Origin of the sequence: Streptomyces sp. NBC_01288, from assembly GCF_035982055.1 — a bacterium.
Taxonomy (GTDB): Bacteria; Actinomycetota; Actinomycetes; order Streptomycetales; family Streptomycetaceae; genus Streptomyces.
The window spans coordinates 5,260,125-5,285,293 of sequence record NZ_CP108427.1; the positions used below are offsets into that span (position 1 = coordinate 5,260,125).

Consider the following 25,169-nt stretch of genomic DNA (forward strand, 5'->3'; position numbering starts at 1 on the left):
GGGGCTAAGCAGGTTTTGACGGTGCGTAGTCTGTGCGGCATGCACACCACCGGGAACCAAGTGACGCGTGGGGGCGTCGACGTCCCCGGTGCGGTACGGATGAATGCAGAACCGACCACATCCGTACTTCGGGGGGACCGGAAACCAGCCGCCGTTTCCAGGCGCGCACGGGTGCGCCTGCCCGAGGAGTAATCGTTCGATGAGCGAGCACCGTCGCAAACCGCCGCAGCCGCAGGGAGGCGGACGAGCCGCGGCCCGACGCGGCCAGTCCGGACCGACCTCCGGCCGCCGCGCGGCACCGCGAGGCGCCACCACCGGGTCTCCCTCCGACTCCTATGGGTCGAACCCCGCAGAGCCGGGGGGTGAGGAGCGCCAGTACGGCAGCCGCGCCGAAGCACGCAAGGCTGCCCAGAGAAGCGGTGGCCGTCGCAGAGAGCCCGCCGGCCAAGGTCCCGGCGGCCCGAACGGGCCCGGCCGGGGCAGAGGCCGCGCTCCCGCGCCCGGCAAGAAGCGTTTCGTCGACTATCCGCGCTTCGACAAGTACGGATGGCGCCGCTGGGTGCCCTCCTGGAGGCTTGTCTCCGGCCTGTGCCTGTTCTTCTTCGGCAGCCTGGTGGCCGCGGTCGGTGTCGGCTACGCGATGGTCAGCATCCCCAGCGAGAACACCGCGGCCAAGTCGCAGAACAACGTCTACTACTGGTCCAACGGCGACCAGATGGTCGCCACGGGCACCGGCACCAACCGCCAGAACATCAACATCGCGCAGATCCCCAAGGCCATGCAGTGGTCGGTGATCTCGGCCGAGAACAAGAGCTTCTACACGGACTCGGGCGTCGACCCCATGGGCATCGCCCGGGCCCTGGCCAACATGGCCAAGGGCGGTGAGACGCAGGGTGGTTCGACGATCACCCAGCAGTTCGTCAAGAACACCTACCTGAGCCAGGAACAGACGGTCACCCGTAAGTTCAGGGAGATGTTCATCTCCATCAAGGTGGGCACCGAACTCAGCAAGCAGCAGGTCCTTCAGGGCTACCTGAACACCTCGTACTACGGCCGCGGCGCCTACGGCATACAGGCCGCCGCGCAGACCTACTACGGCGTGGACGCGGTCAAGCTGACGCCCAGTCAGTGCGCCTTCCTGGCAGCCCTGTTGAAGGGTCCGACGTACTACGACCCCATCGGCGCCACGAACATCGACCCTGCGGCGGATTCCAAGTCCAACACGGCCCGTTCCAAGGCTCGTTGGAGCTGGATCCTTGAGCAGATGCACAATGACAAGCACATCACGGACGTTGAGTACCAGACGGCCATCAAGAAGTACCCCATGCCCCAGGGGCTCAAGGCGACCAAGGGCATGACCGGCCAGATCAGCTATCTGGTGGACACGGCCAAGAAGTACGTCCTGAGCCACTCGAACATCTCGCAGACCGCGTTCGACCAGGGCGGCTTCCAGATCTACACGACCTTCCAGAAGGACAAGGTCAACGCACTGAGCGCGGCCGTGAAGAAGGTCCAGAAGGATCGCATCGATCCGAAGAAGCGCAATCTGGACAAGTACGTCCAGTTCGGCGCGGCGTCGGTGGTGCCCAAGGACGGAGCGATCGTCGCCCTCTACGGCGGTGACGGTTACGAGAACGGCCACTTCACCAACAACGCCGACACCTCGGGTGTCCCCGTGGGTTCGACCTGGAAGCCGTTCGTGCTCGCCGCGGCCATGGAGTACGGCACGTACAAGACCGACGGCGTCGGTATCTCGCCGCTCAGCAAGTACAACGGCGACGACCATCTCAAGGTCAGAAACCAGGACGGCACGAACGTCCTGAACAAGGACAACTCGATCTTCTACCAGAACAACGAGAGCAACTATCCCTGGGGTTACATCACGCTGCGCAAGGCGATGGAGCAGTCCATCAACACGCCGTACGTGCAGCTCGGTATGGACGTCGGGATGACGAAGGTGCGGGACGTCGCCAAGTCGGCGGGCATCCTGAGCGACAGCATGGCGAGAGATCTCAACGCGTCCTTCGCCATCGGTACGTCGACTCCCAGCGCGATCCGTATGGCCGACGCCTACGCGACGTTCGCCGCCTCGGGAAAGCAGGCGGACCCGTACTCCGTGACCGCCGTCAAGCAGGACGGACAGCCGGTGTCCGGCTTCACCAAGCCGACCGTGAAGGAGGCGATTCCGGAGAACGTGGCGAACAACGTCACGAACACCCTGGAGAACGTCATCCAGAACGGTACGGCCGAGAGCGCGAAGGCTCTGGGCCGTGATGCGGCCGGCAAGACCGGTACCACCGACAGCAACAAGTCGGCCTGGTTCGTCGGCTACACCCAGCAGCTCTCGACGTCGATCGCGATGTTCAGGGAGAACCCCAAGGACGCCGAACTGCTCTCCATGAACGGCACGGCAGGGGTGGCGTCCATCCACGGTGGTGACATCCCGACGTCGATCTGGACCGAGTACATGGAGGCCGCGCTGAAGGGGAAGTCCGACCCCGGCTTCCCGGACGCCACCAAGATCGACAAGGTGTCGAACGAGGACGGTGCCCCGACTCCCACTCCGACGCCCGTCGTGACGCCGAGTGAGACGCCCAGTGAGACCCCGAGCGAGACGCCCAGCGAGACGCCGAGTTCGACACCTTCGGCCACCGAGTCCTGCAAGTTCAGCTGGCAGTGCAGCGACGACGGTGGCACCGACGGAGGTGCGACGTCCACGCCGACGGACACGGCCACTGCTACGGAATCCAGTGGCACCAGTAGAGGCGGCGACAACGGGGGCATCTTCGGAGGCTCAACCGGTTAGCCGCCATATCGCCTATGAAGGGTGTTTCACGTGAAACACCCTTCATAGGATGTTTCACGTGAAACGAGGGCCGTCGCATCCACGAGGTGCGGCGGCCCTCGGCGTACACCTAGGTCCGTACGGCAGGATGTGCCCCATGCCCAGTGCAGAACTGACGCCCACGAGCGTGCACGAGCCGGATCCGGTACGGCCGACCAAGGACGATGAGGTCGCCGCCGCAGGGAGTGAACTGATCGGTGGCCCCATCGGGCGGCGCGCTCTCCTGGGGGCGTCCTGGTGGACTCCCGTACGGGTCGTCGCACTGGTGGCGATCGGCATGTTCGCCCTCGGCCTGGTCCAGAAGGCGCCCTGCTACACCAGCGGTTGGTTCTTCGGGGCCAGCTCGCAGTACACGCACGCGTGCTACTCGGACATCCCGCACCTCTACCAGGGGCGCGGTTTCGCCGACGGTCTCGTGCCGTACTTCGACAAGCTGCCCGGTGACATGCAGTACCTCGAATACCCGGTGCTGACCGGTGTGTTCATGGAGGTGGCCGCCTGGCTCACGCCCGGTAGCGGCAGCATCCAGCACCAGGAACAGTGGTACTGGATGGTCAACGCCGGGATGCTGATGGTGTGCGCGGCCGTCATCGTCGTCTGCGTCAGCCGTACGCACGCCCGTCGGCCCTGGGACGGTCTGCTGGTCGCCCTGGCGCCCGCCTTCGCGCTGACCGCCACCATCAACTGGGACCTGCTGGCGGTCGCTCTGACGGCCGCGGCGATGCTGATGTGGTCGCGGGGCCGTTCCCTCGCGTTCGGCGTCCTGTTGGGCCTTGCCACGGCCGCCAAGCTGTATCCCGTCTTCCTCCTCGGCCCGCTGTTCCTGCTCTGCTGGCGCGCGGGCAAGTGGCGGGACTTCGGGAAGGCGTTGGGCGGAACCGCCGTCGCCTGGCTGGCGGTGAACCTGCCGGTGATGCTCTTCGCCTTCGACGGCTGGTCGAAGTTCTACACGTTCAGTCAGGAACGGGGCGTCGACTTCGGATCCTTCTGGCTGATCTTCGCCCAGAACTCCAGCGACCCGCTCAGCACCGACACCGTCAACACGTTCGCCACGCTGCTGATGCTGCTGTGCTGCGCGGGCATCGCGGCGCTCACGATGACCGCCCCGCGCCGGCCGCGCTTCGCCCAGCTGGCCTTCCTGATCGTCGCGGCGTTCATCGTGACGAACAAGGTCTACTCGCCGCAGTACGTGCTGTGGCTGGTCCCCCTGGCGGTGCTGGCCCGGCCGAAGTGGCGGGATTTCCTGATCTGGCAGGCGTGCGAGGTGGCGTACTTCCTGGGGATCTGGTTCTACCTCGCGTACACGACCAGCGGAGACGCGCACAAGGGCCTGCCGACCGACGGCTACCACTGGGCCATCGGCCTGCACATCCTGGGCACGCTCTACCTGTGCGCCGTGATCGTGCGCGACATCCTCATGCCGGAGCGGGATGTGGTGCGCCTGGCGGGCGACGACGATCCCTCGGGCGGGGTGCTCGACAGGGCGGAGGACGTCTTCGTTTTCGGGGCCGCGGCCCGTCCCGGGCGGCACGCGGCCCCCTTCGACGGACCGCAGGTGGAGTGGGGCGGCGAGGGACCGGCCGACCGTTCGCTCTGAGCGAACAGTTGCCGACTGGGCGCGGAGAGGCCACGCGAAAGGCCGTACACGGGACCTCCCGTGTACGGCCTTTCGGCTGTTCCGGAGTGGCTCAGCAATCCACGATGCGGTCGAACTGCGTGGTGGTGTGCCGCAGATGGGCCACCAGTTCCTCGCCCACCTTCGGCTCGGCCGCCTCCACCGGTACGAACAGAATCGAGACCTGCATGTGCGGCGGCTCGGCGAACCAGCGCTGCTTGCCGTCCCAGACGAACGGAGAAAGGTTCCGGTTGACCGTGGCGAGGCCGGCGCGGGCGACGCCCTTGGCGCGCGGCATGACGCCGTGCAGCGCCTTGGGGGCCTCCAGGCCCACCCCGTGCGACGTACCGCCCGCCACGACCACCAGATAGCCGTCCGAGGCCGCCTTCTGCTGCCGGTAGCCGAAGCGGTCGCCCTTGGAGACCCGGGTGACGTCCAGGACCGCTCCGCGGTACTCGGTCGCCTCGTGGTCCCCCAGCCACAGCCGGGTGCCGATACGGGCCCGGAAGCGGGTCTGCGGGAACTGCTGCTGCAGCCGGGCCAGTTCCTCGGCCTTGAGGTGGCTGACGAACATCGTGTGCAACGGCAGCCGGGCGGCCCGCAGACGGTCCATCCAGCCGATGACCTCCTCGACGGCGTCCGAGCCGTCGGTGCGGTCCAGCGGGAGGTGGATGGCGAAGCCCTCCAGGCGCACGTTCTCTATGGCGGAGTGCAACTGCGGCAGTTCCTGCTCGCTCACGCCGTGACGCTTCATCGAGGACATCACCTCGATGACCACGCGGGCGCCCACGAGGCCGTACACGCCGTCGATGGACGACACCGAGCGGATGACCCGGTCCGGCAGCGGAACGGGCTCCTCGCCGCGGCGGTACGGCGTCAGCACCAGCAGGTCACCGCCGAACCAGTCCTTGATCCGGGCGGCCTCGTACGTCGTGCCGACGGCGAGGACGTCCGCGCCGAGCCGCGTCGCCTCCTCCGCCAGCCGCTCGTGCCCGAAGCCGTAGCCGTTGCCCTTGCAGACCGGGACGAGCCCCGGGAACTGCCCGGCAACGTGCTTGTGATGCGCCCGCCAGCGCGCGGTGTCGACGTAGAGCGTGAGCGCCATGGCCGGACCTGGAACCTTTCGGGTGGCTGCGGTGTATCAGAAGTATGGAAGCTGTCGACGTTATCGAAGCGAGGACCGTGAGGTCAGCGGCGCGACATGTAGATGTCGAGCGCCTTGTGGAGCAGCTTGTTGAGCGGGAAGTCCCACTCGCCGAGGTACTCGGCGGCCTGCCCGCCGGTGCCCACCTTGAACTGGATCAGACCGAAGAGGTGGTCGGTCTCGTCCAGCGAGTCGGAGATGCCGCGCAGGTCGTAGACGGTGGCGCCGAGCGCGTAGGCGTCGCGGAGCATCCGCCACTGCATCGCGTTCGAGGGCCGGACCTCACGCCCGATGTTGTCGGAGGCGCCGTAGGAGTACCAGACGTGTCCGCCGACCACGAGCATCGTCGCCGCCGACAGGTTCACCCCGTCGTGCCGGGCGAAGTACAGCCGCATCCGGTTGGGGTCCTCGGTGTTGAGGGCCGTCCACATGCGCTGGAAGTACGACAGCGGGCGGGGCCGGAAGTGGTCGCGCAGCGCGGTGATCTCGTACAGCCGCTGCCATTCCTCAAGGTCGTGGTAACCGCCCTGGACGACCTCGACACCGGCTTTCTCGGCCTTCTTGATGTTGCGGCGCCACAGCTGGTTGAAGTTCTTGTGGACCTCTTCGAGGGAGCGGTTCGCCAGCGGCACCTGGTAGACGTAGCGCGGCTGGACGTCGCCGAAGCCCGCGCCGCCGTCCTCACCCTGCTGCCAGCCCATACGGCGCAGCTTGTCGGCCACCTCGAAGGCGCGCGGTTCGATGAAGTCGGCCTCGATGTCCCGCAGTCGCTTCACATCGGGGTTCTGGATGCCGGCCTTGATGGAGACGGCCTCCCAGCGCCGGATGATGACCGGCGGGCCCATCTTCACCGAGAAGGCGCCCTGGTGCTTGAGGTGGGCCAGCATCGGCTGGAGCCAGTCGTCCAGATTCGGCGCGAACCAGTTGATGACCGGGCCCTCGGGCAGATAGGCCAAGTAGCGCTTGATCTTGGGGAGTTGGCGGTAGAGCACCAGGCCCGCGCCGACCAGCTCGCCGGTCTTCTCGTCGATCCAGCCGAGGCTCTCGGAGCGCCACTCCGCCTTCACATCAGCCCAGGCCGGGACCTGCATGTGGCTCGCCGAGGGCAGGCTCTGGATGAATGCCAGATGCTGCTCACGGCTGATGGTCCTCAGGGTCAGGCTCATTCGGGGCGCTCCTCGGGCTGGGGTGTCCCCATGGGTACAGGGGCTCCGGCTCTCGCGCCGAAGCCTACTGCGCCTTACGAGCGCCCCGACTGGGCGTATGCAACCTTCGCCTCGGCCTGTTGGCCGCCAAGGCGTTCCGTGCTGTTTTACGCGGAGTTCGGACTGTGGCGTCCGTCCCGTCAGTTGATGACGCCGCCGAACAGGCCGCCGTGTGCCATGCCGAGGAAGAATCCGACGCTCGCGGCACCGAGACCCAGGATCAGTCCGAAGCGCTCCCTCGTCGTCTCGGAGATCCACTGCCCGTACGCACCGGTGAGGATCCCCACCAGGCCGGCCCAGGAGCTGAGCAGATGCAGGTTGTGGAAGAAGCCCGTGATGAACGCCGTCAGCCCGAGCACCAGGGTCACCGCGAGCAGCGTGTCCTGGAGCGGATGAGGCTTGCCGTCGGTGGCGAAGAGAGAACCGGCGGTGTTGGGTCGCAATGCCTGTGCCATGTGGCACCTCCTGCGGAAGGCGGCGCATCGTCGCGCCGGACGCACCCGATGTGTACAGATTGACGCTCTCCGCCACCGGATTTCAACCGGAAGCCGGTGTGCGGGTACTCTGTATCCTCTGCACTGGTGTCTGCCCATGCCACGACCCGGAATCCCCACGAGGGGCATCCGATGTCAGTGGCGGCTGTTTTACTGGCACACACTGTTGCTTACGCATCACAACCCTCCTGCCACGGATCGACCGTGGCCGCTGAGTCCAAAGGAGGTGGGTTCCACATGCGTCACTACGAGGTGATGGTCATCCTCGACCCCGATCTGGAGGAGCGCGCTGTCTCCCCCCTGATCGAGAACTTCCTCTCCGTCGTCCGTGAGGGCAATGGAAAGGTCGAGAAGGTCGACACCTGGGGCCGTCGTCGTCTCTCGTACGAGATCAAGAAGAAGCCCGAGGGCATCTACTCGGTCATCGACCTGCAGGCCGAGCCTGCGGTCGTCAAGGAGCTCGACCGCCAGATGAACCTGAACGAGTCGGTCCTCCGGACCAAGGTCCTCCGCCCCGAGACCCACTGAGCATCCAGCTCAGCTGATCTCGGGATTCGAGTAGCAGCACCAAGCAGCCAGCAGCAAACCCGCCGAGAGGTTCCCCCATGGCAGGCGAGACCGTCATCACGGTCGTCGGCAATCTTGTCGACGACCCCGAGCTGCGCTTCACCCCGTCCGGTGCGGCGGTCGCGAAGTTCCGTGTCGCGTCCACTCCCCGCACCTTCGACCGCCAGACGAACGAGTGGAAGGACGGCGAAAGCCTCTTCCTCACCTGCTCGGTCTGGCGTCAGGCGGCGGAGAACGTCGCGGAATCGCTCCAGCGAGGCATGCGCGTCATCGTGCAGGGCCGGCTGAAGCAGCGGTCCTACGAGGACCGTGAGGGCGTCAAGCGCACGGTCTACGAACTGGACGTCGAGGAAGTCGGCGCCAGCCTGCGCAGTGCCACGGCCAAGGTCACCAAGACCGCCGGTGGCGCTCGCGGTGGCCAGGGCGGCGGTTTCGGCGGCGGCAGTGGCGGTGGCGGTGGCCAGGGTGGCGGCGGCTGGGGTGGAAACTCCGGCGGCGGTCAGCCGGCCGGCGGCGCTCCCGCCGAGGACCCGTGGGCCACCAGCGCTCCTGCCGGTGGAAACCAGGGCGGCGGCGGTGGCGGCTGGGGTGGAAACTCCGGCGGCGCCAGCGGTGGCGGTGGCGGCGGCTACTCGGACGAACCCCCCTTCTAGGCCCTTGGGCCGAGGGTGGGTCGTACCCACACTTCTTGATCACACAGGAGATACACCATGGCGAAGCCGCCTGTGCGCAAGCCGAAGAAGAAGGTCTGCGCATTCTGCAAGGACAAGGTCCAGTACGTGGACTACAAGGACACGAACATGCTGCGGAAGTTCATTTCCGACCGTGGCAAGATCCGTGCCCGCCGCGTGACCGGCAACTGCACGCAGCACCAGCGTGACGTCGCCACGGCTGTGAAGAACAGCCGTGAGATGGCGCTGCTGCCCTACACCTCCACCGCGCGATAAGGGAAGGGTGACCGACTAATGAAGATCATCCTCACCCACGAGGTCTCCGGCCTCGGTGCCGCGGGCGACGTCGTCGACGTCAAGGACGGTTACGCTCGCAACTACCTGATCCCGCGGAAGTTCGCTATCCGCTGGACCAAGGGTGGCGAGAAGGACGTCGAGCAGATTCGTCGTGCTCGCAAGATCCACGAGATCCAGACCATCGAGCAGGCCAACTCCGTGAAGGCCCGGCTCGAAGGCGTCAAGGTTCGTCTGGCCGTCCGCTCCGGCGACGCCGGTCGTCTCTTCGGTTCCGTCACCCCGGCCGACATCGCTTCCGCGATCAAGGCTTCCGGTGGCCCCGAGGTCGACAAGCGTCGTATCGAGCTGTCTGCCCCGATCAAGACCCTGGGCGCCCACGAGACGTCCGTGCGTCTGCACCCCGAGGTTGCCGCCAAGGTCAACATCGAGGTCATCGCAGCCTGATCGCTGCACTCGGCACAGCTGAGAGAGGGGCCGCACCCGTTGGGGTGCGGCCCCTCTGCTGTGTCCGGGAGGGCGGGACGTCGGGCCGGCGTGCAGGGTTGGGGACGCCGTTCCGTCGCGCATGTTTCACGTGAAACGCGACAGTGCGGCGGGCAGTGTTTCACGTGAAACCGGTGTTTCACGTGAAACGGTCAGCGGGTCGCGCCCGTCACGACCCAACGTCCCGAGCGGGCCCGCAGCAGGAGGGTCAGCATGCGGACCGTCATCATCAGGGTCATCGCTCCCCAGAGTGCGGTCAGTCCGGCGCCGAGGGTCGGTACGAGCAGGGCCACCGGAGCGAAGGCCGCCAGGGTCACCACCATGGCCCCGGCGAGATACGGCCCGTCACCCGCGCCCATCAGTACCCCGTCGAGGACGAAGACGACACCGCAGATCGGCTGGGAGAGCGCGACCATGATCAAGGCGGGCAGGGCGGTGTCCTTGACGGTGGGGTCGCTGGTGAATAGAGGGAGGAAGAGCGGGCGGGACAGGATCACCAGGAGACCGAGCACCACTCCGACGGCGATCCCCCACTGCACCATGCGACGGCAGGCGGCGCGGGCGCCCGCGGGATCGTCCGCGCCGAGGTAGCGCCCGATGATGGCCTGTCCCGCGATCGCGATGGCGTCGAGTGCCATGGCCAACAGCGACCACAGGGACAGGATGATCTGATGGGCGGCGATGTCGGCGTCCCCGAGGCGGGCCGCGACGGCCGTGGCGATCAGGAGGATCGCTCTCAGGGAGAGCGTGCGTACGAGGAGAGGTACGCCGGCCTGGGCCGAGGCTCGTATCCCTGCCGCATCCGGGCTGAGGGAGGCGCCGTGTCGGCGGGCTCCGCGGACGACCACGACGAGATACACGGCAGCCATGCCCCACTGGGCGATGACGGTGCCCCAGGCGGAACCGGCGATGCCGAGGTCGGCGCCGTAGACGAGCCCTACGTTGAGGACGCCGTTGGCGACGAAGCCTGAGACGGCGACGTAGAGCGGTGTCTTGGTGTTCTGCAGTCCGCGCAGGACTCCGGTGGCGGCGAGGACGATCAGCATGGCCGGGATGCCGATGGAGGAGATCCGCAGATAGGTCGTCGCGTAGGGGGCGGCGGTGTCCGAGGCGCCGAAGAGGCCGACGAGGGCGGGTGCCGAGGGGAGGACGACGGCTATGACGGTGGCGCCGATCAGCAGGGCGAGCCAGATGCCGTCCATGCCCTGGCGGATGGCGGCTTGGAGATCACCGGCGCCGACACGTCGGGCGACGGCCGCAGTGGTGGCGTAGGCGAGGAAGACGAAGACGCTCACGGCTGTCGTCAGGAGGGCGGATGCTACTCCGAGTCCGGCGAGTTGTGCCGTGCCGAGATGGCCGACGATCGCGCTGTCGGCCATGACGAAGAGGGGCTCGGCGACGAGTGCGCCGAAGGCCGGGACGGCCAGCATGACGATCTCTCGGTCGTGCTGTCGTCGGGTGGCCCTGGTGGCCGCGGGAGCCTGTGTCATGAGCACTAATCTAATCGTCCACAGGTAAGAGATGCAATTGCTTTGTGACCCTTACCTCTGATCTCGCCTCGTGTCCTCTCGCGCACTGTTCGAAGCGATCTTGGTCTGATGTGGAAAGTTTTTCTTCTGCACAGCCGGTGGATGGGAAAGGTGCAGGTCAGGTCGGTTACGGCGGAAGTGGCGAGGGCTTGTTCACAGGGCTGTCCACCGGGTCGTGCACAGGTTTTGGCGGGTTCTCCACAGCATCGGGGCCGTCGTCCACATGGCCTGTGGATAACCAGATTGGCTGACGGTGCCCACAGGCCTACGGTGGACCGGTACCCGCCCCGTCCGTCGGACCGAGAACCATCACAAAACCGACGCGCCCGTACCGGAGTTGGGCGCTTCATTTGTCAGTGCCGTGCCGTAGAAATAAGGGGCACGGCGAGGTCCGCTCGACGGACGGGAGGAGGTGGCTCGGTGAGTATTTCCGAGCCCTTGGACGACCCGTGGGCCGAGAGCGGTCCAAGTGATCGTCTGCCCGCTTCCCGACGACGAGGTGACGGAGGCCGCGGCCGGGACGAACAGCACGACCGCGGCCGCGAAGGCGGCGAGTGGGAGGGCGCCGGTTCGGCCTTCGAGCGAGTGCCGCCGCAGGACCTCGATGCCGAACAGTCCGTGCTCGGTGGCATGCTCCTGTCCAAGGACGCCATCGCCGACGTCGTCGAGGTCCTCAAGGGCCACGACTTCTACAAGCCCGCGCACGAGACGATCTACCAGGCGATCCTCGACGTCTACGCCAAGGGCGAGCCGGCCGACCCGATCACCATCGCCGCCGAACTCACCAAGCGCGGTGAGATCAACAAGGTCGGCGGCGCATCGTATCTGCACACGCTCGTCCAGACCGTTCCGACGGCGGCGAACGCGGAGTACTACGCGGAGATCGTCCACGAGCGGGCCGTCCTGCGCCGCCTGGTCGAGGCCGGCACCCGCATCACCCAGATGGGATACGCGGCCGACGACGACGTCGACGAGATCGTCAACCGGGCCCAGGCCGAGATCTACGCCGTCACCGAGCAGCGGACCAGCGAGGACTACCTTCCGCTCGGCGACATCATGGAGGGCGCGCTCGACGAGATCGAGGCGATCGGCTCACGCAGCGGCGAGATGACCGGCGTGCCCACCGGGTTCACCGACCTCGACTCGCTCACCAACGGTCTGCACCCGGGCCAGATGATCGTCATCGCGGCCCGTCCCGCCATGGGTAAGTCCACACTCGCGCTCGACTTCGCTCGCGCGGCGTCGATCAAGAACAACCTCCCGAGCGTCATCTTCTCCCTCGAAATGGGGCGCAACGAGATCGCGATGCGTCTGCTGTCCGCCGAGGCGCGGGTCGCTCTGCACCACATGCGCTCCGGCACCATGACCGACGAGGACTGGACGCGACTGGCGCGCCGGATGCCCGAGGTGTCGTCCGCGCCGCTCTACATCGACGACTCCCCGAACCTGTCGATGATGGAGATCCGCGCGAAGTGCCGCCGGCTCAAGCAGCGCAGCGACATCAAGCTGGTGATCATCGACTATCTGCAGCTGATGCAGGCCGGTGGCTCCAAGCGACAGGAGAGCCGTCAGCAGGAGGTCTCGGACATGTCCCGAAACCTCAAGCTCCTGGCGAAGGAGTTGGAGGTCCCGGTGATCGCGCTCTCGCAGCTGAACCGTGGTCCCGAGCAGCGCACGGACAAGAAGCCGATGGTGTCCGACCTGCGTGAGTCCGGCTCCATCGAGCAGGACGCCGACATGGTCATCCTGCTGCACCGCGAGGACGCGTACGAGAAGGAGTCGCCGCGCGCGGGCGAGGCCGACATCATCGTGGGCAAGCACCGTAACGGCCCGACGGCGACGATCACGGTCGCCTTCCAGGGGCACTACTCACGCTTCGTGGACATGGCGCAGACGTGACCGGGTCGCTGTAGGCGGCAGACCCGGTGCCGTGTCCCGAGAAATGTGCTCGACGTACGGCTGTCCCTCCGGATGGACTGGGGGCATGACGACATCTCAGGACGACTTGCTTCCCGGCACCCGCCGGGCGCTGCTGCATCGGATCGCCGTGGCCCAGGCCGAGGGACGGGCGCCGTCGCTGGTCGCGACGGTGGTGCGCGGCGGGCGGGCGGTGTGGCACGGCGCGCGGACCTCGGTGGACGGGCACGGACCGGACGAGAACGTGCAGTACAGGATCGGCTCGATCACCAAGACGTTCACCGCCGTCCTGGTCCTGCGGCTGCGCGACGAGGGTGTCCTCGACCTCGGTGACCCGCTGGAGAAGCATCTGCCCGGCACCGGCGCTGGGGAGGCGACCATCGCCCAACTCCTCGCGCACACAAGCGGGTTGGCGGCCGAGTCGCCCGCGCCCTGGTGGGAGCGGACGCCGGGTTCCCTGCGTCCTGAGCTCCGCGATGTGCTGGGCGAACAGCCTCTGCTGCATCCGGTCGGCCGCCGCTTCCACTATTCGAACCCCGGCTACACGGTGTTGGGCGCGCTCATCGAGGAACTGCGAGGCGCTCCATGGGAGGACGTACTCCGGCGGGAAGTACTCGAACCCCTGGGCCTCGACCGCACGAGTGCTCAGCCGCAGGCACCGCACGCGGGTGGCTGGGCGGTGCATCCCTGGGCCGATGCACTGTTGCCGGAACCCATCGAGGACCTCGGGCGTATGGCGCCGGCCGGTCAACTCTGGTCCACCACCGGGGACTTGGCACGGTTCGCGGTGTTCCTGGCCGATGGAGACGATCGCGTACTGAGCGCGGAGTCCGTGCGGGAGATGCGGACTCCCGCGGCACCGGCGGAGGCCTCCGACGTCATGGACGGCTCCGCATACGGTCTCGGCCTCCAGGTCCAGCGCCGCGACGGCCGACTGCTCATCGGCCACGGCGGATCGCTGCCCGGCTTCCTGGCGAGCCTCACCATCAGCCTCACGGACGACGTCGCGGCGGTGGTACTGGCCAACTGCACCTCCGGTCCGCCGGTGGCGTCGGTGGCCGCCGATCTCGTCCGTATCGTCGCCGAGGCCGAGCCGAGGATTCCGGAGCCATGGCGCCCGATGCCTGAAGTCGATGCCGGAGTACTGGAGTTGGCGGGTCAGTGGTACTGGGGGACGCACGGCTTCGCCCTGAGGCTGACGGCTGATGGCGGGGCCTCGCTGGAGCCGTTGGCCGGCAACGGCCGCCGTTCGCGGTTCCGGGCCAACGGTGACGCCACCTGGACCGGGCTGGAGGGGTACTACGCAGGAGAGCTCCTACGGCCCGTACGGCGCCCGGACGGGTCCCTGAGTCACCTGGACCTCGGATCGTTCGTCTTCACGCGTCAGCCGTACGACGAGAGCGCTTCCGTGCCGGGTGGGGTGGACCCGAAGGGGTGGCGGGGGATCCTCTAGCCGCAGCGATCGGGGAGGCGTCGTGTTTCACGTGAAACATGGCGCCTCCCGCTGTCTGCCGGGACGGACGCTTCGCTCTCTCTTCGGAAGAGGGGTCTCTTCAGAGGGGGAGCTTGAAGCCCACGTGTGAGGCGGTGAAGCCGAGTCGCTCGTAGAACCGGTGGGCGTCGGTGCGGGTGGCATCGGAAGTCAGCTGGACCAACTGGCAGTCCTGGCGGCGTGATTCGGCGATCGCCCACTCGATGAGCTGTGTGCCCAGGCCGCTGCCCCGCTCGTCCGCGTGGATGCGTACGGCCTCGATGATCGAGCGGGTGGCGCCCTTGCGGGACAGCCCCGGAATGACCGTGAGCTGGAGGGTGCCGACGACGCGGCCCTCGCGGACGGCGACGACCAGGTGCTGGTTCGGGTCGGCGGTCAGACGGTCCAGCGCGGCCAGGTAGGGCGTCAGGTCGTCCGGCGACTCGCGTTGGGAACCCAGGGGGTCGTCGGCGAGCATGCCGACGATGGCGGGGACGTCCTCGGTGACCGCGGCTCGTATTTCAAGATCTCCCATGACCACACCTTAGGCAGAGGCGTGCGGTGCGGGACGGATCTACGCGGGCACGTTCATCGACTCCACGACCCGGACCAGTGGCGCCAGTTCGGGGTTCGTGGCCGCCGCGTCGAGTGCCTCGCGCAGGGCGGTGTCGTTGGTCGGGCGGGCCTCTTCGAGCAGGGTGAGACCGGTCTCGGAGACGTTCGTGTAGATGCCCCGTCGGTCGGTCGGGCACAGATACCGCGCGAGCAGGCCGCGGTCCTCCAGCCGGGTGACCAGCCGGGTGGTGGCGCTCTGGCTGAGGACGACCGCGTCGGCGACCTGCCGCATCTGCAGATGCCCCCCGTCGCCGTCGTGCTGTCGGCTGAGCACGTCGAGCAGCGAGTACTCGCGCATGCTCAGGTCGTGTTTGGCCTGCAGGGCGCGCTCGATGTGCGCCTCGATCCTCCCGTGCAACAAGGAGAGGGCGCACCAGCCCTGGGCGAGGGCGGTGAGTGCGGGGTCCGTCGCTGTCATTGGCGTTTCCTCCGTCCCAGAGCGGCTGAACCCAGGATAGAGCACAGATGAAATAGTCCGCGCTTGCATATAGCCCGCGTCTGCAACTATTGTGAACGCACGCAAAGCGCTCCTGCAATCTTCTGGGAAGGGTACCTCCACATGCCTCTCGCGCTTCTGGCCCTCGCGATCGGGGCCTTCGGAATCGGAACGACCGAGTTCGTGATCATGGGCTTGCTGCCCCAGGTCGCGGGTGACTTCGGGGTCTCCATCCCCACCGCGGGACTGCTGGTCACCGGCTACGCGCTGGGTGTGGTGATCGGCGCCCCGCTGATGACCGTGCTCGGTACCAAGGTCCCCCGCAAGCGGATGCTGATGCTGCTGATGGGCCTGTTCATCGTCGGCAACCTGCTCTCCGCCGTCGCCCCCAGCTTCTCCGTGATGCTGATCGGCCGTGTGGTCGCCTCGCTCGCCCACGGCGCCTTCTTCGGCATCGGCTCGGTCGTCGCGGCCGAACTGGTCGCCCCGGACAAGAAGGCCGGAGCCATCGCGATGATGTTCACCGGACTGACCGTCGCCAACGTCGTCGGCGTCCCGCTGGGCACCCTCGTCGGGCAGTCCGTCGGCTGGCGTGTCACCTTCGCCGTCGTCGCGGGCCTCGGCGTGATCGGCCTGGCCGGTATCGCCAAGCTTGTGCCCGACCTGCCCAAGCCCGAGGGCGTACGGCTGCGGCACGAACTGGCCGCCTTCAAGAACACCCAGGTCCTGCTCGCCATGGCGATGACCGTCCTCGGCTTCGGCGGCGTCTTCGCGGCCATCACCTACATCGCGCCGATGATGACCCACGTCGCCGGCTTCGCCGACGGCTCCGTCACCTGGCTGCTTGTCCTCTTCGGCCTCGGTATGGTCGGCGGCAACCTCGTCGGCGGCAAGTTCGCCGACCGCGCCCTGATGCCCATGCTGTACGTCTCCCTGGGCTCCCTGGCCGTCGTGCTCGCGCTCTTCACGGTCACCGCGCACAACAAGATCGCGGCAGCCGTCACCATCGCCCTCATCGGCGCCCTGGGCTTCGCCACCGTGCCACCGCTTCAGAAGCGGGTCCTCGACCAGGCACACGGCGCCCCGACGCTGGCCTCGGCCGTGAACATCGGCGCCTTCAACCTCGGCAACGCGCTGTCCGCCTGGCTCGGCGGCATCGTCATCGCGGCCGGCTTCGGCTACACCGCCCCGAACTGGGTCGGCGCCGTCCTCGCCGCGGCCGCCCTGGTCCTCGCGATCCTCTCGGCCGCCCTGGAGCGCCGCACCAGCGCCCGCGGCGCCGTCGTCGCGGCCGGTACGCCGAGCGGGCAGCGGGCCGCCGTCCACCACTGACCCCGCCCGGCCGGAACGCGGAGACACGGGGCCAGGGCCGTCCCCGTACATCCCGCCGGCCTGGGCCGCCTGACCAATGCCGACCTCGACTGTTCGACCACCACCAGAAACAGCAACACCCGCAAGGAGAAACCCTGATGAGCACCACCACCGCCGTAGCCCCGCTGACCATCCAGGACGCCGAAGCGCTCGTCTCCGAGGCCCGCCGAGCCGCGGAGGCTGCCGGGGTCACCGTGAGCATCACCGTGCTGGACGCGGGCGGTCATCTGCTCGCCTTCCGGCGGGACGACCGGGCCGTGCTGATCTCCGGTGAGACCAGCACCCGCAAGGCGTACACCGCGCTTCAGCTGAACGCGCCCACCGCCGACCTCGTCGACGCCGTCCAGCCCGGCGGCCTCTTCCACACCCTGCCCACCGCGCTCGACCGGCCGCTGCTGTTCATCGCGGGCGGCATCCCGGTACAGCGTGACGGCCGGCTGATCGGAGCGATCGGGGTCGGTGGCGGCGCGCCCGCGCAGGACCACGGCTTCGCCCAGGCCGCCGTAGAGGCGCTTGTCTGAACGTCTGTAGGCGACGGACGCCGGTTCTCGACGAGGTAGGTCGGGAACCGGCGTTCTGCGTGTCCGGAGAGCGTCAGCCGGCCGCGACCGTCAGGGGGGCGAAGCGTCGTGTCCAGTCGCCGGGCAGCTCGGCGATGCCGTACGTCATCACGGCGTTGAAGGCGGAGGAGACGAGGCCGTGTTCCTTCGCCCAGGACAGTAGGTCTTCATGGCGTACGTCGATGTCGGTGCGCAGGGGACGGTCGGTGCGGGCGGCGAGGGAGGCGAGGAGGGCCTTCGCCGCCTCCGTGTCCTGTGCGACCAGCGGGCCCACGACCTGGGTGTCCATGTTGGGCCAGGCGGCCGCGTAGCCGATGATCCGGCCGTTCTCCTCCGCGACCCTCAACTGGTCGGAGAAGGCGGGCAGTCGGGTGATGAGGGGCGTGCGATCGGTGCCGAAGACCGCCTCGTCGAGGCGCAGGATGCCGGTGAGGTCCTCGGCCGTGGCCGCACGGGTGGCGATCGGTGACTCGGGTCCGGCAGGTGCGAAGTGGCCGCGCAGGGTCTCGGCCCGGCCGGTCGCCTTGAAGCCGAGTTCTTCGTAGAGCGGGCGGCCGTACGGGGTCGCGTACAGGGTCAGCGGTGTGGTGCCCATCTCTGACACCAGGTGGCGCATCAGGCGGCGTCCCACGCCTTGCCGGGCGTACCGCTCGGCGACGAGGACCATGCCGATGGCAACCAGGTCCGGGCGGTCCTGCGGGCCGTACTCCGTGGTGACGCATGCCGCGAGGAGACCGCCCTCGGGGGCGTCGATGCCGTAGCCCTTCCCGGCGCTCAGGAGAAAGCCCCACTTGTGTTCCTCGCGTGGCCACCCCCGGTCCTCGGACAAGTCGGCGCAGGCGAGGCGATCGCGGAGCGTCAGTCGGCGGATGGGCAGAGCGGCGAGGGAAGGAGTCGGCACGCAGGTCAGGCTGTCTGACGTGCGTTGTCGGCGTCCACCTGTTTCCGGTGAGACGTACGTGCTTTTGGCCATGTCGTGATCAGCGGCACAACGCACCCGCAGAAGCCGGATGTTTCACGTGAAACACCGGCGAACGGCGAGCATCCGGCAGCCTCGGGGAAGGCGCCACAGTTCCGCCCACTAATCTCGTGGCTCATGGCGAGACTTCATCTCTTCGACCTCGACGGCACTTTGCTGCACGGAACCAGCGCGCCCCTGGAGATCTCCCGTCAACTCGGCCTGGAATCCGAGACGGTGGAACTGGAGCGGGCGATCTCGACCGGGCTGATCGGACCGCCGGAGTATGCGACCCGCGTGTACACGCTGTGGGCGGATCTCACCGAGGCGCATGTGACGGCGGCCTTCGAAGGGGCACCTTGGCTGGCGCGGATCCGTGAGGTCTGGGCCGAGATCAGGAGCGCCGGCGAATACTGCGCTGTCGTATCGCTCTCGCCGTCCTTCTTTGTGGAACGGCTCACGGGCTGGGGCGCTCACGCGGCACACGGATCGCTGTTCCCCGCCGTGCCGTTCACCGCACCGTCCATGGATCTGGCCGGAGTCCTCAACTCGGCTGCCAAGGTGGTGATCGCGGATCGGCTGTGTGAGGAGTTCGGGGTGACGCGGGCGGACTGCGTCGCGTACGGCGACTCGATGTCGGACAAGGACCTGTTCGGTGCCGTGCCCGTCTCCGTCGCGGTCAACGCGGATCAGCATCTGTCGGGCCTCGCCACCCACTCCTATGAGGGGCGGGATCTATGGGATGCCTACGAATTGGCGCGCGGCGCCCGGTAATTGAGGGAATCGATGGTTCGCCCCTCCCTCTGTTCGCGGGGGAGCGAGGCGCCATTTGTGTGCGGAGCGCGGGCCGGTAGGGTCGACTCCGGTTCTTGTCCGGAGCCGGACGCCGCGCGAGAGTACTGCGGGCAATGTCACACTCTCGCCTTACTTGTCCGTACGCAGTGGGAATGTGGGTTGGATATGGCTGTATCGGCGGCTTGACCGAACGGGGAGAAGCAAGCCGTCCGCGCGGAAGCAGGCAGCTTCCGGCTGAGGAAGCGCGCAGACCGACCGAAAGATGTTCGAGGCGAGGCACACCATGGACGCTCCGACCACCACGTCGGCCGACAACGGCACGTCCGGCGGCAGCGGCGGAGGCGGAACCGGCTGGTTCACTCCGCGTAAGCAGCCGGAGGTGCCTCCGGGCGAAGAGCGTGGGACGACGGAGGGACGGCGTCCGGCCGTACTGCGCCCGGTCCGCAGGGGCGCGGCGGCGGAGAACAAAGAGCCTCCGCCCACGGAGAGTTCGGCCCCGTCGACTCGACCGGCTCCGTCGACTTCAGCGGCCCCATCGACTCCACCGGCCTCGGCGGCTCCACCCGCCCCGCCGGCTTCGAGCGGTGACGGCGCTGCGTCTCATCCGTACGGGCACGCAGCTCAGCGGCATGTGGCGCCCGCACAGCAGCGAATACCGACGGCCGTGACCGCCCCGCAGGCCTCGCCCCCTGCCCAGCCCTCAACTCCCGCCCAGCGCTCAACCCCTGTCCAGTCCATGGCTCCTACCCCCGCGTCGGCAGCACCCCCGCCTCCCGCACCGCAGCAGACCGCCGCACCCGCTCCGGCCGTCGCCGAGGCTGCCCCGGCCGCCTCTGCCTCCAACCCCGCCCCCGTGCGCGTGCCCGCCCAGCGTTCGTCCGGCCCCGCCACCGAGAAGGCCTCGCCGGACGCCGTACTCATCCGCCGGACGATGGCCGAAGTCGGTCCCGTGGCCGACAAGGTCACCTCGTACTTCTACGCGCTGCTCTTCGTGCGCCACCCCGAGCTGCGGTCGCTGTTCCCGGCGGCGATGGACACCCAGCGGGACCGGCTGCTCAAGGCGCTGCTGACCACCGCCGAGCACATCGACAACACCGAGGTCCTCGTCGCGTATCTGCAGAACCTCGGCCGCGGGCACCGCAAGTACGGCACCCGGCCCGAGCACTACCCGGCCGTCGGGGAGTGCCTCATCGGCGCGCTGAACAAGTACGCCACCGCCGTCTGGGACGCCGAGACGGAGGCGGCCTGGGTGCGGGCGTACACGACGATCTCGCAGGTCATGATCGACGCGGCCGCCGCGGACGAACTGCGGGCTCCGGCCTGGTGGCACGCGGAGGTCGTCACCCATGACTTGAGAACCCGGGACGTCGCCGTCGTCACCCTCCGCCCGGACCAGCCGTATCCCTTCGTCGCCGGGCAGTACACGAGCCTGGAGACGCCTTGGTGGCCGCGGATCTGGCGGCACTACTCGTTCGCCTCGGCGCCCCGCTCGGACGGGCTGCTGACCTTCCATGTGAAGGCCGTCCCGGCGGGCTGGGTCTCGAACGCGCTGGTGCACCGTGCCCGGCCCGGCGACGTCATCCGACTCGGGCCGCCGACGGGCTCGATGACCGTGGACCACACCACCGACAGCGGACTGCTCTGCGTTGGCGGCGGCACAGGCATAGCGCCGATCAAGGCACTGGTCGAGGACGTCGCCGAACGCGGCGAGCGGCGCCCGGTGGAGGTGTTCTACGGCGCCCGTACCGACCACGACCTCTATGACATCGACACGATGCTGCGGCTCCAGCAGTCGCATCCGTGGCTCGCGGTCCGGCCGGTCGTCGACCGGCAGGGGAACCTCCAACTCCCGGACGCCATACGCACGTACGGGCCGTGGAACGAGTACGACGCCTATGTCTCGGGCCCGCCCGGAATGATTCGCAGCGGTGTCCACGCCCTGCGGGACGCAGGCATCCCGACGGAGCGCATACGGCACGACTCGGTCGAGGAGCTGGTGGCCGCCGGGGACTGACCGGTGCCGGAGGCGTCAGCCCAGGTCGGGAGCGTGCATCGCGAGAACCCCTTCGATGTTGCCGTCCAGGTAGTGCCGTAGAGACAGGGGCACGAGGTGGACGGACGCGATGCCGACGCGGTTGAACGGCACTCTGACGATCTCGTACTCGCCGAGGGGCTCGTCCACTTCGGGGCCGTGGCGTAGTGCCGGGTCCATGGACTCCAGGTGGCAGACGAAGAAGTGCTGCACCTTCACGCCGGTCGAGGCCGCGTCCGCGCCGATGTGCTCGACGGTGTCCACGAAGCAGGGCACCACGTCGGTGATCTTGGCGCCGAGCTCCTCGTACACCTCCCGGTGCAGGGCGTCGACGACGGTGGTGTCCTCGGGTTCGACCCCGCCACCGGGCGTGACCCAGTAGGGATCGACACCTGGCTTGGTGCGCTTGATCAGGATCAGGGCGTCGCCGTCGAGGAGAACGGCACGTGCGGTGCGCTTGACCACGGGTCGGACGGTCATGGGAGAAATGTGGCCCGGCTGGTTCCACGTGAAACATTGCACGGCGTCACCTTGACGGTTCGGAGCGTGATGTTTCACGTGGAACCAGCGGGTTCGCCGCGGAACCGCGACAAAGTGCCTGGTCAGCTCCAGTGGGCGGCGGCGCGATGGAGCCACTCGTGGGCGCGGGCGATGTGCGGCATCGCGAGAGTGCCGGTGCGGACCACCAGGAAATACGTCCGCAGTGGCGGAATCGCGGGTTCGTGGAGCGGGACGACCTCGCCGCGCTTCAGCGCCAGGGCGCACAGATAACGGGGCAGTACCGCGAGCCCGGCACCCGCGATCGCACACGCGAGGACCGCGCGGAGGTCCGGCACGATCACGGTGCCCGGGGCGGCCGGGCGGGAGTCGAAGACGGAGGCCCAGTACCGGGAGACGAAGGGCAGCGACTCATGGACCTCGATCACGGGGAGGTCGTCCGGAACGGGCGTGTCTTTGGGGCCGAGCTCCGCGGAGCCGATCTGCTCCGCCCGGTGCGGGGCGGCGACCAGGACGTGCTCCTCGTCGCAGAGCGTTGTCGCCGTGAGCAGAGCACCGCGTGGACGGGCCGTGCTGATGGCCAGATCATGATGTCCGGCGGCCAGTCCCTCCAGGGTCTCCTCGGCGTTCCCGAAGGATGCCCGCAGCGCGAAGCCCTGGCCGTCGTCCCCGGTCAGCTCCGTGAGCGCGGGCAGGGCCCGCTCGGCGGTGAACTCGGGGGGACCGGCGAGATGCAGGGTGCGCAGCGAGGCGTCGTTGTCGGGCCCGGTCTCGGCTATCTCCACGAGGGCGTCGAGATGCGGCGCGGCCTTGTGCGCGAGTTCGTCGCCCATGGTCGTGGGGGTGACCCCACGGGCCTGGCGCAGGAACAGGGGGCGGCCCAACTGCCGTTCCAGGGTACGGATCTGGGACGTCACCGCCGGCTGGGAGAGGCCGAGCAGAGCCGCCGCGCGCGTGAAGGAGCCGGCCCGGTGCACGGTCACGAAGGTGCGCAGCAAGGCCAGGTCCATGGCACGCACTCTCCTTTCCCCGCCCTTCCTCCGGCCCCGGGCAGGGCCCAACTATAAATAAGTCGATAGGTCTCTGTCGCTACTGTGATTGGACACTGACACAGAGTCAACTAGCCTTGGGCGCGCGGTTCTTCGCGCGCAGAACCGAGGACGGTCCGAGCCACGAGGGGGGAGGCTCGGACCGTCCGTTGTGCGTAGCCGGGCGCCGGCCGGCGGTACGCGAAGCGGTCACCGCGCCGATTCGTCCAGCGCACGCAGCACATCGGCCACCAGGTCCGCGGGGTCCTCGGCACCGACCGAGAGGCGGACGAAGCCCTCCGGTACCGCGTCCCCGCCCCAGCGTCCCCGCCGTTCCGCGGTGGACCGCACCCCGCCGAAGCTCGTCGCGTCGTCCACGAGCCGCAGCGCGTCGAGAAAACGCTCGGCACGCGTGCGCGTGGGCAGTGTGAACGAAACCACACACCCGTAGCGCCGCATCTGCTGCGAGGCGATCTTGTACGAGGGGTCGTCGGGCAGCCCCGGATAGCGCAGGCCCGTCACGTCGGCCCGTTCGCGCAGGGCCTGCGCGAGGGTCAGAGCGGTGGCGTTCTGCCGGTCGACCCGCAGCTGGAGCGTGGCGATCGAACGGTGTGCGAGCCAGGCCTCCATGGGCCCGGGAATCGCGCCGACGACCTTGCGCCAGCGCCGTACGGCGGCCATCGCGGCGGCGTCGGTCCCGGCGACGTACCCGAGGAGGACGTCCCCGTGCCCGGTGAGCTGCTTGGTGCCGCTCGCCACGGCGAAGTCGGCGCCGAGTTCCAGCGGGCGCTGCCCCAGGGGCGAGGCGAGGGTGTTGTCGACGGCCACGAGGGCGCCACGCGCGTGTGCAGCCTCGGCGAGCCGTCGTACGTCACACACGTCGAGCCCGGGGTTCGACGGGGTCTCCAGCCACAGAAGTTTGGCGCCGTCGAGGAGGTCGAGCTGGGCGTCCCCGCCGGTCGGCGCGGTGCGCACCTCGATGCCGTACGCCTCCAACTGCTCGCGCACCAGGGGCAGCACCTGATAGCCGTCGTCGGGCAGCACGGCCACGTCGCCCGCGCGCAGCTGGGAGAAGAGCACCGACGAGATGGCGGCCATGCCGGAGGCGAACACGAGCGTCTCGACGCCGTCCTGCCCGGGCGCCTCAAGCTCGCCGATCGCGTGCTCCAAGTGGGTCCAGGTGGGGTTCTCGTCGCGGCCGTACTTGTACGGGCCCGTCGCCTCGCCCGGGAGATGGAAGTGCGCGGCGAACACCGGCCCGGGCAGCGTCGGTTCGTACTTGACCGGCTCGGGCAGACCGGCGCGCACCGCGCGCGTGCCGTCTCCGACACCCTCGTTCGTAGCGGAATCACTCATACCGCTCGTCCCTCCACTTCGTCCCGCACCACGGCGAGCAGGCCCTCGCTCGCCGCCTCCACCATCTCAAGACACTCCTCGAAGCCGTCCAGGCCCCCGTAGTACGGATCCGGTACGTCGAGGTCGTCGGCGGCGTCGGGATCGGGGTCGTAGGAGCGGAGCAGGTGGATCTTCTGGGCGTCCTGCTCGGTGGGGGCGAGGCGGCGCAGGGCCTTGCGGTGGCCGGAGTCGAGGGCGATGACGAGGTCCAGGCGGGAGAACCAGGAGGCCTGGAACCGGCGGGCGACATGGTCGGTGCCGTAGCCGTGCTCCTCCAGGACGGCGACGGCGCGCGGATCGGCGCCGTCGCCCTCGTGCCAGCCGTCCGTGCCCGCGCTGTCGACCTCGACCAGGCCGTCGAGCCCGGCCTCCGCGACCCGCGCGCGGAAGACCGATTCGGCCATCGGCGAACGGCAGATGTTGCCGGTGCAGACGAAGCTGACGCGGTACGTCATCGCGCGCTCAGTCCCCTTCGGGCAGGACGACGTTGAGCGCCCAGGAGACGACCGAGATGATGAGGCCGCCCAGGACGGCGGTCCAGAAGCCCTCGACATGGAAACTCAGGTCGAACTTGTCGGCCAGCCATGACGTGAGCATCAGCATCAGCGCGTTGACCACCAGGGTGATCAGGCCGAGCGTCAGGATGAACAGCGGGAAGGTCAGCACCTTGACGATCGGCTTGACCAGGAAGTTCACCAGGCCGAAGACCAGGGCGACGAGGAGCAGCGTCCAGACCTTCTTGAAGGTGCTGTCACCGGTCAGGGTGATCTTGTCGAGCAGCCATACGGCGACCGCCAGGGCACCCGCGTTGGCGATCGTCTTGACTAGGAAATTCTTCATGTGTCTGATCGTGACAGAAGAGATCGACTCCGAGCGTGGACGAGGGCGATGAAGGCATTCCGGTTGGATGAACTGGAGGCGGAACGTGCCGCCAACGACGGTGCGTACCTGCAGTTCCTGCGCGAGAAGAACATGTCGGTCGGCCTGTACGCGCTCGATTCCGGTGAGCACGACCGGCAGCAGCCGCACAACCAGGACGAGGTGTACTTCGTGGTGAGCGGCCGGGCCGCGATCACCGTCGGTATGGAGACCACCCAGGTGGCGCGCGGCAGCGTGGTCTATGTGCCGGCCGGGGTGGCCCACAAGTTCCACCACATCAGCGAGGACCTGCGGGTACTGGTGGTGTTCTCGCCCCCAGAGGCCTGACTCTCCACCCGAAGCCTGACCCGCGTCTCAGGGTTCC

Annotated in this window: 25 protein-coding genes; 13 read left to right on the forward strand and 12 right to left on the reverse strand. The window is 68.2% G+C overall.

The window, feature by feature from the left end; all coding sequences use genetic code 11:
* Nucleotides 1–199: 199 nt before the first annotated feature.
* Together OG194_RS23560 and OG194_RS23565 are read left to right on the forward strand one after the other, a co-directional pair.
* The gene (locus OG194_RS23560; RefSeq protein WP_442811611.1) at nt 200–2,806 is read left to right on the forward strand and encodes a transglycosylase domain-containing protein; all 2,607 of its coding nucleotides are present in this window, start codon (nt 200–202) and stop codon (nt 2,804–2,806) included.
* 136 nt (nt 2,807–2,942) lie between these two features.
* Nucleotides 2,943–4,442 (forward strand): glycosyltransferase family 87 protein, encoded by a 1,500-nt coding sequence (locus OG194_RS23565; protein WP_327402807.1) that lies wholly within the window; start codon nt 2,943–2,945, stop codon nt 4,440–4,442.
* A 91-nt stretch (nt 4,443–4,533) separates the two neighbouring features.
* Here OG194_RS23565 and OG194_RS23570 read toward each other — a convergent pair whose 3' ends face one another.
* The 3 genes from OG194_RS23570 to OG194_RS23580 form a co-directional block, all read right to left on the reverse strand.
* Nucleotides 4,534–5,565: an alanine racemase gene (locus OG194_RS23570; RefSeq protein WP_327402808.1), complete on the reverse strand. Its 1,032-nt coding sequence runs from the start codon at nt 5,563–5,565 to the stop codon at nt 4,534–4,536.
* Between the two features lie 83 nt (nt 5,566–5,648).
* The gene (locus OG194_RS23575) at nt 5,649–6,770 is read right to left on the reverse strand and encodes a lipid II:glycine glycyltransferase FemX (RefSeq protein ID WP_327402809.1); all 1,122 of its coding nucleotides are present in this window, start codon (nt 6,768–6,770) and stop codon (nt 5,649–5,651) included.
* A 179-nt stretch (nt 6,771–6,949) separates the two neighbouring features.
* Nucleotides 6,950–7,264 carry a hypothetical protein gene (locus tag OG194_RS23580; protein WP_327402810.1) on the reverse strand — a complete coding sequence of 105 codons (315 nt, stop codon included), beginning with the start codon at nt 7,262–7,264 and terminating at the stop codon, nt 6,950–6,952.
* Nucleotides 7,265–7,540: 276 nt separating this feature from the next.
* Between OG194_RS23580 and rpsF the strand changes: the two genes are divergently transcribed.
* From rpsF to rplI, 4 genes are all read left to right on the forward strand, one after another.
* Nucleotides 7,541–7,831, forward strand: coding sequence for a 30S ribosomal protein S6 (gene rpsF / locus OG194_RS23585; protein WP_006604399.1), 291 nt, complete (start codon nt 7,541–7,543; stop codon nt 7,829–7,831).
* 77 nt (nt 7,832–7,908) lie between these two features.
* Complete coding sequence (locus OG194_RS23590) at nt 7,909–8,523, forward strand: single-stranded DNA-binding protein (RefSeq protein ID WP_327402811.1); 615 nt, start codon at nt 7,909–7,911, stop codon at nt 8,521–8,523.
* Between the two features lie 57 nt (nt 8,524–8,580).
* On the forward strand, nt 8,581–8,817 hold the full coding sequence (gene rpsR, locus OG194_RS23595; protein WP_006381652.1) for a 30S ribosomal protein S18: 237 nt from the start codon (nt 8,581–8,583) through the stop codon (nt 8,815–8,817).
* An 18-nt stretch (nt 8,818–8,835) separates the two neighbouring features.
* Nucleotides 8,836–9,282 (forward strand): 50S ribosomal protein L9, encoded by a 447-nt coding sequence (gene rplI / locus OG194_RS23600; RefSeq protein ID WP_327402812.1) that lies wholly within the window; start codon nt 8,836–8,838, stop codon nt 9,280–9,282.
* Nucleotides 9,283–9,473: 191 nt separating this feature from the next.
* On the opposite strand, the gene OG194_RS23605 is transcribed toward rplI, so the two are convergent.
* Nucleotides 9,474–10,811 (reverse strand): MATE family efflux transporter, encoded by a 1,338-nt coding sequence (locus OG194_RS23605; protein WP_327402813.1) that lies wholly within the window; start codon nt 10,809–10,811, stop codon nt 9,474–9,476.
* A gap of 459 nt (nt 10,812–11,270) precedes the next feature.
* Here OG194_RS23605 and dnaB point away from each other — a divergent pair, with 459 nt between their 5' ends.
* Together dnaB and OG194_RS23615 are read left to right on the forward strand one after the other, a co-directional pair.
* Nucleotides 11,271–12,749 carry a replicative DNA helicase gene (gene dnaB, locus OG194_RS23610; protein WP_026150108.1) on the forward strand — a complete coding sequence of 493 codons (1,479 nt, stop codon included), beginning with the start codon at nt 11,271–11,273 and terminating at the stop codon, nt 12,747–12,749.
* Between the two features lie 85 nt (nt 12,750–12,834).
* Complete coding sequence (locus OG194_RS23615; protein ID WP_327402814.1) at nt 12,835–14,220, forward strand: serine hydrolase domain-containing protein; 1,386 nt, start codon at nt 12,835–12,837, stop codon at nt 14,218–14,220.
* Between the two features lie 100 nt (nt 14,221–14,320).
* Here OG194_RS23615 and OG194_RS23620 read toward each other — a convergent pair whose 3' ends face one another.
* A complete protein-coding gene (locus OG194_RS23620) occupies nt 14,321–14,773 on the reverse strand; it encodes a GNAT family N-acetyltransferase (protein ID WP_327402815.1) in 453 nt (150 codons plus the stop codon).
* A gap of 39 nt (nt 14,774–14,812) precedes the next feature.
* Nucleotides 14,813–15,271 carry a MarR family winged helix-turn-helix transcriptional regulator gene (locus OG194_RS23625; protein WP_327402816.1) on the reverse strand — a complete coding sequence of 153 codons (459 nt, stop codon included), beginning with the start codon at nt 15,269–15,271 and terminating at the stop codon, nt 14,813–14,815.
* A 141-nt stretch (nt 15,272–15,412) separates the two neighbouring features.
* Between OG194_RS23625 and OG194_RS23630 the strand changes: the two genes are divergently transcribed.
* Complete coding sequence (locus tag OG194_RS23630; protein ID WP_327402817.1) at nt 15,413–16,621, forward strand: MFS transporter; 1,209 nt, start codon at nt 15,413–15,415, stop codon at nt 16,619–16,621.
* Nucleotides 16,622–16,758: 137 nt separating this feature from the next.
* A complete protein-coding gene (locus OG194_RS23635; RefSeq protein ID WP_327402818.1) occupies nt 16,759–17,181 on the forward strand; it encodes a GlcG/HbpS family heme-binding protein in 423 nt (140 codons plus the stop codon).
* A gap of 73 nt (nt 17,182–17,254) precedes the next feature.
* On the opposite strand, the gene OG194_RS23640 is transcribed toward OG194_RS23635, so the two are convergent.
* Complete coding sequence (locus OG194_RS23640; protein WP_327402819.1) at nt 17,255–18,121, reverse strand: GNAT family N-acetyltransferase; 867 nt, start codon at nt 18,119–18,121, stop codon at nt 17,255–17,257.
* 195 nt (nt 18,122–18,316) lie between these two features.
* Here OG194_RS23640 and OG194_RS23645 point away from each other — a divergent pair, with 195 nt between their 5' ends.
* Together OG194_RS23645 and OG194_RS23650 are read left to right on the forward strand one after the other, a co-directional pair.
* Nucleotides 18,317–18,952, forward strand: a complete 636-nt coding sequence (locus tag OG194_RS23645; protein WP_327402820.1) for an HAD family hydrolase — start codon at nt 18,317–18,319, stop codon at nt 18,950–18,952.
* Nucleotides 18,953–19,256: 304 nt separating this feature from the next.
* Complete coding sequence (locus OG194_RS23650; protein WP_327402821.1) at nt 19,257–20,987, forward strand: globin domain-containing protein; 1,731 nt, start codon at nt 19,257–19,259, stop codon at nt 20,985–20,987.
* A 15-nt stretch (nt 20,988–21,002) separates the two neighbouring features.
* Here the strand turns inward: OG194_RS23650 and OG194_RS23655 are convergent, their stop codons facing one another.
* The 5 genes from OG194_RS23655 to OG194_RS23675 form a co-directional block, all read right to left on the reverse strand.
* On the reverse strand, nt 21,003–21,485 hold the full coding sequence (locus tag OG194_RS23655) for an NUDIX hydrolase (RefSeq protein ID WP_327402822.1): 483 nt from the start codon (nt 21,483–21,485) through the stop codon (nt 21,003–21,005).
* 122 nt (nt 21,486–21,607) lie between these two features.
* The gene (locus OG194_RS23660) at nt 21,608–22,513 is read right to left on the reverse strand and encodes a LysR family transcriptional regulator (RefSeq protein ID WP_327402823.1); all 906 of its coding nucleotides are present in this window, start codon (nt 22,511–22,513) and stop codon (nt 21,608–21,610) included.
* Between the two features lie 228 nt (nt 22,514–22,741).
* Nucleotides 22,742–23,887 (reverse strand): cystathionine gamma-lyase, encoded by a 1,146-nt coding sequence (locus OG194_RS23665; RefSeq protein ID WP_327402824.1) that lies wholly within the window; start codon nt 23,885–23,887, stop codon nt 22,742–22,744.
* Complete coding sequence (locus OG194_RS23670) at nt 23,884–24,381, reverse strand: low molecular weight protein-tyrosine-phosphatase (RefSeq protein WP_327402825.1); 498 nt, start codon at nt 24,379–24,381, stop codon at nt 23,884–23,886. The genes OG194_RS23665 and OG194_RS23670 overlap by 4 nt, the downstream gene beginning before the upstream one ends.
* Nucleotides 24,382–24,388: 7 nt before the next feature.
* Nucleotides 24,389–24,766 carry a phage holin family protein gene (locus OG194_RS23675; protein ID WP_327402826.1) on the reverse strand — a complete coding sequence of 126 codons (378 nt, stop codon included), beginning with the start codon at nt 24,764–24,766 and terminating at the stop codon, nt 24,389–24,391.
* A 48-nt stretch (nt 24,767–24,814) separates the two neighbouring features.
* Between OG194_RS23675 and OG194_RS23680 the strand changes: the two genes are divergently transcribed.
* Nucleotides 24,815–25,132, forward strand: a complete 318-nt coding sequence (locus OG194_RS23680; RefSeq protein WP_262060822.1) for a cupin domain-containing protein — start codon at nt 24,815–24,817, stop codon at nt 25,130–25,132.
* Nucleotides 25,133–25,169 lie beyond the last annotated feature (37 nt).

What these genes read in the sequence shown, in the direction of transcription:
- OG194_RS23565 (WP_327402807.1), top strand. Translation starts at nt 2,943, where the DNA reads ATGCCCAGTGCAGAACTGACGCCCACGAGCGTGCACGAGCCGGATCCG.
- OG194_RS23615 (WP_327402814.1), top strand. Translation starts at nt 12,835, where the DNA reads ATGACGACATCTCAGGACGACTTGCTTCCCGGCACCCGCCGGGCGCTG.
- OG194_RS23605 (WP_327402813.1), bottom strand. Translation starts at nt 10,811, where the DNA reads ATGACACAGGCTCCCGCGGCCACCAGGGCCACCCGACGACAGCACGAC.
- OG194_RS23570 (WP_327402808.1), bottom strand. Translation starts at nt 5,565, where the DNA reads ATGGCGCTCACGCTCTACGTCGACACCGCGCGCTGGCGGGCGCATCAC.
- rpsF (WP_006604399.1), top strand. Translation starts at nt 7,541, where the DNA reads ATGCGTCACTACGAGGTGATGGTCATCCTCGACCCCGATCTGGAGGAG.
- OG194_RS23630 (WP_327402817.1), top strand. Translation starts at nt 15,413, where the DNA reads ATGCCTCTCGCGCTTCTGGCCCTCGCGATCGGGGCCTTCGGAATCGGA.
- OG194_RS23655 (WP_327402822.1), bottom strand. Translation starts at nt 21,485, where the DNA reads ATGACCGTCCGACCCGTGGTCAAGCGCACCGCACGTGCCGTTCTCCTC.
- OG194_RS23590 (WP_327402811.1), top strand. Translation starts at nt 7,909, where the DNA reads ATGGCAGGCGAGACCGTCATCACGGTCGTCGGCAATCTTGTCGACGAC.
- OG194_RS23580 (WP_327402810.1), bottom strand. Translation starts at nt 7,264, where the DNA reads ATGGCACAGGCATTGCGACCCAACACCGCCGGTTCTCTCTTCGCCACC.
- OG194_RS23680 (WP_262060822.1), top strand. Translation starts at nt 24,815, where the DNA reads ATGAAGGCATTCCGGTTGGATGAACTGGAGGCGGAACGTGCCGCCAAC.
- rplI (WP_327402812.1), top strand. Translation starts at nt 8,836, where the DNA reads ATGAAGATCATCCTCACCCACGAGGTCTCCGGCCTCGGTGCCGCGGGC.
- OG194_RS23675 (WP_327402826.1), bottom strand. Translation starts at nt 24,766, where the DNA reads ATGAAGAATTTCCTAGTCAAGACGATCGCCAACGCGGGTGCCCTGGCG.
- OG194_RS23665 (WP_327402824.1), bottom strand. Translation starts at nt 23,887, where the DNA reads ATGAGTGATTCCGCTACGAACGAGGGTGTCGGAGACGGCACGCGCGCG.
- OG194_RS23660 (WP_327402823.1), bottom strand. Translation starts at nt 22,513, where the DNA reads ATGGACCTGGCCTTGCTGCGCACCTTCGTGACCGTGCACCGGGCCGGC.
- OG194_RS23560 (WP_442811611.1), top strand. Translation starts at nt 200, where the DNA reads ATGAGCGAGCACCGTCGCAAACCGCCGCAGCCGCAGGGAGGCGGACGA.
- OG194_RS23620 (WP_327402815.1), bottom strand. Translation starts at nt 14,773, where the DNA reads ATGGGAGATCTTGAAATACGAGCCGCGGTCACCGAGGACGTCCCCGCC.
- rpsR (WP_006381652.1), top strand. Translation starts at nt 8,581, where the DNA reads ATGGCGAAGCCGCCTGTGCGCAAGCCGAAGAAGAAGGTCTGCGCATTC.
- OG194_RS23635 (WP_327402818.1), top strand. Translation starts at nt 16,759, where the DNA reads ATGAGCACCACCACCGCCGTAGCCCCGCTGACCATCCAGGACGCCGAA.
- OG194_RS23670 (WP_327402825.1), bottom strand. Translation starts at nt 24,381, where the DNA reads ATGACGTACCGCGTCAGCTTCGTCTGCACCGGCAACATCTGCCGTTCG.
- OG194_RS23650 (WP_327402821.1), top strand. Translation starts at nt 19,257, where the DNA reads ATGGACGCTCCGACCACCACGTCGGCCGACAACGGCACGTCCGGCGGC.
- OG194_RS23645 (WP_327402820.1), top strand. Translation starts at nt 18,317, where the DNA reads ATGGCGAGACTTCATCTCTTCGACCTCGACGGCACTTTGCTGCACGGA.
- OG194_RS23575 (WP_327402809.1), bottom strand. Translation starts at nt 6,770, where the DNA reads ATGAGCCTGACCCTGAGGACCATCAGCCGTGAGCAGCATCTGGCATTC.
- OG194_RS23625 (WP_327402816.1), bottom strand. Translation starts at nt 15,271, where the DNA reads ATGACAGCGACGGACCCCGCACTCACCGCCCTCGCCCAGGGCTGGTGC.